Annotated in this window: 5 protein-coding genes and 1 pseudogene; all 6 read left to right on the top strand. The window is 40.9% G+C overall.

Annotated elements, in window-relative coordinates:
- Window positions 1-347 precede the first annotated feature (347 nt).
- The 6 genes and pseudogenes from KUL10_RS13385 to KUL10_RS13360 all read left to right on the top strand — a co-directional run bounded on the left by KUL10_RS13385 (window position 348) and on the right by KUL10_RS13360 (window position 7,836).
- On the top strand, window positions 348-2,981 hold the full coding sequence (locus KUL10_RS13385; RefSeq protein ID WP_146216784.1) for an alpha-amylase family glycosyl hydrolase: 2,634 nt from the start codon (window positions 348-350) through the stop codon (window positions 2,979-2,981).
- Complete coding sequence (locus KUL10_RS13380; RefSeq protein ID WP_110429438.1) at window positions 2,981-3,886, top strand: sialate O-acetylesterase; 906 nt, start codon at window positions 2,981-2,983, stop codon at window positions 3,884-3,886. The genes KUL10_RS13385 and KUL10_RS13380 overlap by 1 nt, the downstream gene beginning before the upstream one ends.
- A gap of 147 nt (window positions 3,887-4,033) precedes the next feature.
- Window positions 4,034-4,429: pseudogene (locus tag KUL10_RS13375) on the top strand (DUF4437 domain-containing protein); the annotation flags it as partial.
- 463 nt (window positions 4,430-4,892) lie between these two features.
- Window positions 4,893-5,735 (top strand): (Fe-S)-binding protein, encoded by an 843-nt coding sequence (locus KUL10_RS13370; protein ID WP_110429436.1) that lies wholly within the window; start codon window positions 4,893-4,895, stop codon window positions 5,733-5,735.
- Window positions 5,722-7,149, top strand: a complete 1,428-nt coding sequence (locus tag KUL10_RS13365) for a lactate utilization protein B (protein ID WP_110429435.1) — start codon at window positions 5,722-5,724, stop codon at window positions 7,147-7,149. Before KUL10_RS13370 ends, KUL10_RS13365 begins: the two co-directional genes overlap by 14 nt.
- The gene (locus KUL10_RS13360) at window positions 7,150-7,836 is read left to right on the top strand and encodes a lactate utilization protein (protein ID WP_110429434.1); all 687 of its coding nucleotides are present in this window, start codon (window positions 7,150-7,152) and stop codon (window positions 7,834-7,836) included.
- Window positions 7,837-7,856: the final 20 nt, after the last annotated feature.

Raw genomic sequence — 7,856 nt, 5'->3', positions numbered from 1 at the left:
AGCGTCCACCACTCCTTTTATGCATTAGCAATACGGCAACTCATGGTTCAATCACTATCGTGACGAGCCTCAGTAGCGTCCACCACTCCTTTTATGCATTAGCAATACGGCAACCCATGGTTCAATCACTATCGTGACGAGCCACAGCTTTGATTTATATATTTATGCATTCGTATTCAAATCTGTAATTGTGGTTATTTGATTTTATATGTGTGAGCCTAAAGTGTTAAAAACTTTTACATTCGAATTTTATAGGTATTTCCTAATTCAAAAATGTATCTGTTTAATTCCAATATTAATTGATGGGCTCTATTTAAGGCTCAAAAAATTCAGCTAAGGAAAGAAGTGTGTCTACGAAGAAACTAGCAGGAATTTGTGTTTCCTCTCTAATTTTTAATATGAGCTCATTTGGTGCGGCAGCAAGCACTAAAGCAGATGAAACAGAATTACAGAGTAGCGAATCAAGACTGTTACTACACGTCCCCTCTCCTGATTGGCAAGACCAAGTAATTTATTTTCTGATGACAGACCGTTTTGACGATGGCGATTCAACAAACAACGACCAAGGTCATCAAGAGTACAATCCTAATAAAGGAAGCTATTTTAGTGGCGGTGATATCCAAGGCGTTATTGACCAACTAGACTATATTCAAAACCTAGGGGCAACGGCTGTCTGGACGACTCCAGTAGTCGCTAATCAATGGCGCTCATCATCTAGTAATTATGGCGGTTATCACGGATATTGGGCGGTTGACTTTAGTAGTGTCGATGCTCACTTAGGGGACATGAAAACCTATCAGCAACTGTCTGATAACCTGCACAGACGTGGTATGTATCTGATAAAAGATATTGTCGTAAATCACACCGGCAGTTTTTTCAATTATAAAGGTGGAATAGAAGGTTACGATCCTCAAAATACGGCTAAAAATTTCTATTTAACTGAATCAATGCAATCTGCTCAACCTTATCCTACGCAAGTACCGTTTAACTTGATTGATAGGAACAACCCAGAGCACAACAAAGCAAATATCTATAATTGGACGCCTTCAATTATGGATTATGATGATTTGTCTCAGCAATACACTTACCAGTTAGCAGGACTGGCGGACATAAATACTAAAAACCCAGTTGTAATTAATAGATTTAAACAAATTTATGGTGACTGGATAAAAAACGCTGGGGTCGACTCATTTAGAATCGATACCGTAAGATACGTCGAGAATGAATTTTTTCATCATTTTATGCATGACCAAGACGGCATTCATGCTGCTGCAAAATCGACCGGACGAGAGGACTTCTTAGTTTTCGGTGAAGTATTCGACACCTCTGAACCTTATAAAAATGACGCTGAGCATAGAGTCGCAAGTTATCATGGAAGTGCAGACAAGCCAGAATTAAACTCATTGATTTCATTTCCATTGCACAAGGATCTTAAAACAGTATTTGCTCAAGGGTTTCCAACAGATCATTTGGCTTATCGAATTGAGCAACACATGACTGTTTACGAAAACCCCTACATTATTCCAACATTTATAGACAATCATGATATGAGCCGATTTTTAGCCAGTGGAAATGTACATGGCTTCAAGCAAGCTTTGATGACTATTTTTACTATTCCTGGCATTCCCACCATATACCAAGGCTCCGAGCAGAGTTTCACCGAAACTCGTCAAGCTATGTTTAAAGGTGGATTTATGGCGAACAAAGACCACTTTAATCAAACGTCTGAGCTATATAAATTCATTTCGAAATTGGCAAAGTTAAGAACAAGTGACCGATTATTTACCAGAGGTAGTTTTGAAGTTGTTGCGTCTAATAAAACTGGTCCCGGATTACTGGCCTACAAACGCGAATATCAGGGGCGGACGGTATTGGTAATGTTGAACACATCACCTCAATCAATCTTAGTTAACAACATTAAAGTTGCAGACTATCCGGCAACATTGCGGAATATATTTGGTGAACAAGTAGACATGTCACTCAACAATCAAGGTTACCTGACCACGCAACTCCCAAGCCGCAGCATGATAATAGCAGAACTGGAACCAAACGAAATCAGTCATAACTTGCTAGCGAGCAAAATCATCAATGAGACACCAAACGTTACAGAACCGGTATTAACCCCCCTCGAACTAACAGGTAAATCTGACTTGCCAAATAGCTCACTCTTGATCGTCAAAAACACAACGTTAAATAAACCCAATAGAATTCATACTGATGCCCAAGGCAATTGGCAATATACTTACCCTGTTGAAAATTTGGGTAGTGAACAGATCTCACTTGTCGTTTACCACCCTGAAACAGGCACAACAAGTAAACCGTTTACCTTCAACACATCTGTCGCGCGTGCTCAGCATAGCTTTTTCTTTAAAGACGCCAAGGGTGACGATAATGGTTTAACAGGCGGGCTGACTCCCCCTACTCACAGCCAGAGTATTGGTCAGCAAGATATTTTATCCGCCAAAGCTGAAATTGGTGGGGAAGTATTGAGATTAACACTTACAATGAAACAGCTAACAAATGATTGGATTCCTGCTAATGGGTTTGACAATGTCGCATTTAGTATATTCTTTGATTTAGAAAATGTGAGCGGAAGTAACATACTGCCGATGCTAAATGCTGACATGCCAGAAGCTTGGAACTGGGACCTTGGGAATGTCATATACGGATGGGGGAATACTGTATTTTCCAACAAAGGTGCGGATGCGCATATTCAAGGTGAGAGATTAGGTATCGCGCCCTTGGTTACGGTAAATAAAGAAGCCAAAACCATCACTTTTTCATATCGTGCCAGTGATTTTGACGTAGACTCATGGATAAATACCAATATTTATATTACTACGTGGGATATCACCGGAGAAGGTGCATACAGAGACCTGAACCCTAGCGCAAGTGCTTGGAGTTTTGGCGGCGGTAAACCTGATCAAGCTAAAATATTGGACTATATGAAAATCAGTTTAAGAAACAATGGAAAACAATAATGAAAATCTATTTAGCTATTATTTTCTGCTTAGTGAACACCGCATTTAATGCACAGGCAGCCGAATACTACACATTTTATCTTGGTGGTCAGTCAAATATGGATGGATATGGCTATAACAAGGACTTACCTACCGACTTATCGAGCACCCAAGACGTCATGATTTTTCATGGTAACGGCGTATTCGACAATCAAAAAGGAGGTGGCGATGGCGTATGGAGTAAACTCAAACCAGGCCACGGCACGGGATTTAAATCAAATGGCGAGAAAAACCAATATTCAAATAGGTTTGGCGCTGAACTAAGTTTTGCAAAGCAACTCAGTGAAGTAATGGGCGACAAGAAAATAGCTATCATCAAATACTCTGTCGGTGGAACCGGTTTAGCCTTGAAAAGTGGCTACGGAAACTGGTCACCTGACTTTGCAGAAGGTGACGGCAAAAACCAGTACGACTTTGCATTAAAAACCATTGAAAATGCGTTTAATCAACATGATAAAGATGGCGATGGAGAGCCCGATAAACTTATACCGGCAGGGATAATTTGGATGCAAGGAGAGGCAGATGCGCATACAAGCGTTCATACTGCTAATGCTTACTTAGATAACCTCAAGCGCCTTATGTCTCTCATGAGAGCATCACTAAGAAATGACGATTTACCAATCGTCATTGGCAAAATCACCAATTCAAAGCTTGAAAAAGACATGATGCCCTATGACCAACGAGTTCAATCTGCACAGCACCTGTTTACCATGCAAGACACATGTGCCGCATTTATGACGAAGACAAGTAGCTATAAATATACCGAGGCTGACGCTTGGCACTATACCAGTGATTCTTATGTCAGTATGGGAGAAGACTTTGCTGCATCGTTTGTTGAGTTATCAAAAGAATGTGGTGTTGAGTAACAAGAAAAATCCGAGAGTAGTAGGATTGTTGTGTGATTGCAACAATACATCGTTTTACTTTTCTAACAAATGACATTAAGTCTGGAGTCATAAATGTATAACAAATTTAAGTTAATCGTTGTTTTAGTATTGTTGCCAGCAATTTCTATGGCTACAGAAAAATCATCTAGAATAGTCACCATAAATGACATCGAGTGGGGGTATCTTAATCCGTTAAGAGGTGATCTCAGCCCAGGCGCCGCAAATCTGTGGGGTGACAGAACAAAAGATGTCTCTACAGGAATGCTTGTTCGATTTAAGAAAGGTTTTCAATCTCCTCCTCATATTCACAACATTACATACAGAGGCGTTGTTATAACCGGCTTATTGCATAATGATGACCCAGAAGCTGAAAAACTCTGGATGCCCACAGGGTCTTTTTGGACACAGCCAGCTGGCGAAAACCATATCACTGCAGCGAATGGAGAAGCCAACCTCATATATCTAGAAATCGATTCTGGCCCTTACTTAGTTAAGCCGGCTGATCAGGCTTTTGATGATGGCAGCTTCTTCGAGTCATCTGGAAAGTTCGAACATGACCTTGAAAACACTAGTATAAATGAAGTAATCATTTATATTCGCTCCAACAAAGAATATTTGGTCAAATAACAATAATAAGCAGGTTAAGTTTAATATTTTTAACCAGCTCTTTGAGTTTATCAAGACATTGATACAAGCAAAATTTAAATCCAACAACAAAAAAATCAGCTGTAAATGCGAAAATTGTCTAAGTTTCAAAACATGTAATTTATCCGAATTACAATACTAAACGTTCAACTTCCTTTGTTTTTCTGCAATAATAAAAATCAACTTAAATCATTATCGATTAATTTCAATCAATAATTGTTAGTGAACTATAAAAAATGCACGAATATTAGTTACATTGACCTTAGTCAAATGTTAATAATATGTTTTCATACATACTTGCGCATTGCAGTGCTTGCCTATATTACTTTGAGAAACACACATGCTTAACGACTCTACAAATCTCAGTGACGACTCTTCAGACAACAGCGATCAGAAAAAAATACCTTGCGTCAACGTTGGTGAAAAGCGTGTTGGTCTATTTGTAACTTGCTTAGTAAATACTATGCGCCCGTCAGTCGGATTTGCATCTTTAAGTCTTCTCGAACAAGCTGGGTGCAAGGTAGAAGTACCCGAAGCTCAGTCCTGTTGTGGACAGCCTGCGTTTAATTCTGGCGATGATGAAGGGACCCGTCAAATCGCATATCAAACAATTGCTCAATTTGAGGGCTTTGACTACGTTGTGGTGCCCTCTGGCTCTTGTGCAGCGATGATTAAGAAGAGTTTTATAGAGGTGCTCAAAGAGCAACCCGAGTGGCTAGCTAGAGCAAAAAGATTAGCTAATGTTACCTATGAGTTACTTTCGTTCTTAGTTGACGTCTGCGACTTCGTGCCAGAAGGCGTCGAGCTAAACGGTTCATATACGTATCACGACAGCTGCTCTGGTTATCGCTCATTAGGTGTATATGAGCAGCCGCGTAAAATGCTGGCGAAAGTATCAGGGCTATCTCATAAACCGCTAAATGGCCACTCAGAGTGCTGCGGCTTTGGTGGTACTTTCTGCGTTAAATATTCAGATATTTCAAATGAAATTGTGACCGAAAAAGCCGACAACATCCTAGACAGTAATGTAGATTTTCTTTTAGGAGGTGATATGGGGTGTTTGATGAACATGGCAGGCAAGCTCAACAGAGACGGCCACACTGAGATAAAGGCACTGCACACCGCTGAAGTATTGGCAGGGATGACACAAGGAGTAATCGAGGTGAAGAATGCAGGCAAGTAAACCCGAGCATTTTAATCTCAATGTAAAAAAGGCGCTTGCACAGCCTGATTTAAAAGGCATCATTCGTCGTACAACGGACAAAGCCGATGCTAAGCGAGCCGAAGCTGTTGTCAACTTTCCCGAATTCGAAAAGGCGCGTCTACAAGGCCAAAAAATAAAGGACCATACCATCAAGCATATGGCTCATTATTTGGCGGAGTTTGAAAAAAACGCCTCGGCACAAGGTGCGATCGTACATTGGGCCAGTACTGGCGAAGAGGCATCTCGCATCGTCATGGATATATGCAAGCAACACAATGCTAAAAAAGTGACGCGAAGCAAATCAATGTTAGGAGAAGAAATAGGACTGACACACAGTCTTGATAACTCGGATATTGAGCGAATTGAAACAGATTTAGCTGAGCATATCATTCAACTTGCAGGTGACCCACCTTCACACATTGTCTGGCCTGCGATGCATCGGAGTCGAGAGGATGTCATTAAATTGTTTAGGCAATTTCATAAGGACCCGACTTCGTCCGAAGAAATTATTGACTTAGTTGATAGTGCCAGACGCGACTTAAGGACAAAATTCTTAGCTGCGGATATCGGCATAAGCGGCGCTAACTTTTTGTTAGCAGATAGTGGTTCAACCTGCACTGTAACAAATGAAGGCAATGCTGAACTTACCACTACACCTCCAAAAGTACATATCATTACGGCCGGAATTGAAAAACTAGTCCCTTCGATGGCACATGCTGTGCCATTGCTCAGGTTATTGACTCGTTCTGCAACGGGTGCAGAGATCACTCAGTATATTACTTTCCACAATGGTCCCAAGCGAATAAACGATGCAGATGGACCTGAAGAGTGCCATATTGTATTAGTCGATAATGGTCGAACTAAAATGTTGGCTGATGATATGAAAGAAATGCTTCGCTGTATCCGCTGTGGAGCATGCATGAATCACTGTGTCGTATATAAACATATAGGTGGTCACGCCTATGGTTCAGTGTACCCTGGTCCCATGGGTTCGGTGCTAACGCCCCATTTAAATAGTTTAGAAGTAGCAAATAAACAAACGCATGCCTGCACCATGAATGGTAGGTGCGAGGAAGTTTGCCCAGTCAATATTCCGCTTCCCAAGCTACTTCGCTCTTTGCGAGCTCAATCATGGGAGAAGAAGTTTGAGCCCCTGACCAATCGCTTATTTGTCAAAATATTCGCTCAACTGGCCAAGAGACCTAAACTATTTCAATTCACAAGCAGCTGTAGTGTTTTATTTATGAGGGTATTTAGCAAAAACGGTTGGATAAGATTTCTTCCTCTAGCCGCAGGGTGGACTAAAAACCGTGATTTAATTGCGCCAAATTCACAAACATTTATGCAACAGTACAAGAAACACCAAAAACCTAAGAGCAACAGGAGCGCATAAATGCAAAAATATAAAAGCAGTGAATTGAGCAGAGCACGTATTTTTAAAGCAATACATGAAGCCGCTCCTGAAAATCAGGCAAGTAAAAGTGATATAGCGACGGAAGCCCTCGCCTTATTGAGTTTAAGTGAAGGTGCTAGACCTGAACTATTATCAAGTGATGCTGCTGAGGCTATGATAATGAGAATCCAAGCTGGTTTAGTAATAGGCACGACGATTGAGAAAATCAAAACCTTAGATAGTCTGCCAACGACCGTGCAATCATTTCTGGATAAATACGCGTTGCCACCTTGCATAAAAATCCAAGACCTTAGCGATTTTCAATCACTCGACTGGGGCGTCATATCTACCAATTCGGATGTGAGAGAAGATAATTCGGTTGGGCTTTGTTTGGCTGAGTATGGGGTAGCTGAAACAGGGTCGTTCGTCGTTCATTCGAGTCCTGAGATGCCTATTCTCATCAATTTTTTACCTCTTTATTTACTGGCTGTTGTTCCAAAGTCAAAGATCTTACATTACATGGATGATTATGCGTTGATCGCAAACGATATCGCTAAACATGCAAAAACACCTCGCAATATGTGTCTCATATCAGGCGTAAGCGGAACAACCGATATAGAGGGAGTACTAGTGCAAGGTGCGCATGGACCAAAGATACTTCATATTATCGTTGTGGAAGATATTTGATTTGGTGGTAAAAGTCGCTA

This window comes from Glaciecola sp. KUL10 (assembly GCF_003203515.1).
Classification (GTDB): Bacteria; Pseudomonadota; Gammaproteobacteria; order Enterobacterales; family Alteromonadaceae; genus Glaciecola.
Note: the sequence above shows the minus strand (reverse complement) of the source record. Positions and strands in the feature narration are given on the sequence as shown.

Bases quoted from the DNA above. Each gene is read 5' to 3' on its own strand.
- KUL10_RS13380 (WP_110429438.1), top strand. From the start codon at position 2,981: ATGAAAATCTATTTAGCTATTATTTTCTGCTTAGTGAACACCGCATTT.
- KUL10_RS13370 (WP_110429436.1), top strand. From the start codon at position 4,893: ATGCTTAACGACTCTACAAATCTCAGTGACGACTCTTCAGACAACAGC.
- KUL10_RS13365 (WP_110429435.1), top strand. From the start codon at position 5,722: ATGCAGGCAAGTAAACCCGAGCATTTTAATCTCAATGTAAAAAAGGCG.
- KUL10_RS13360 (WP_110429434.1), top strand. From the start codon at position 7,150: ATGCAAAAATATAAAAGCAGTGAATTGAGCAGAGCACGTATTTTTAAA.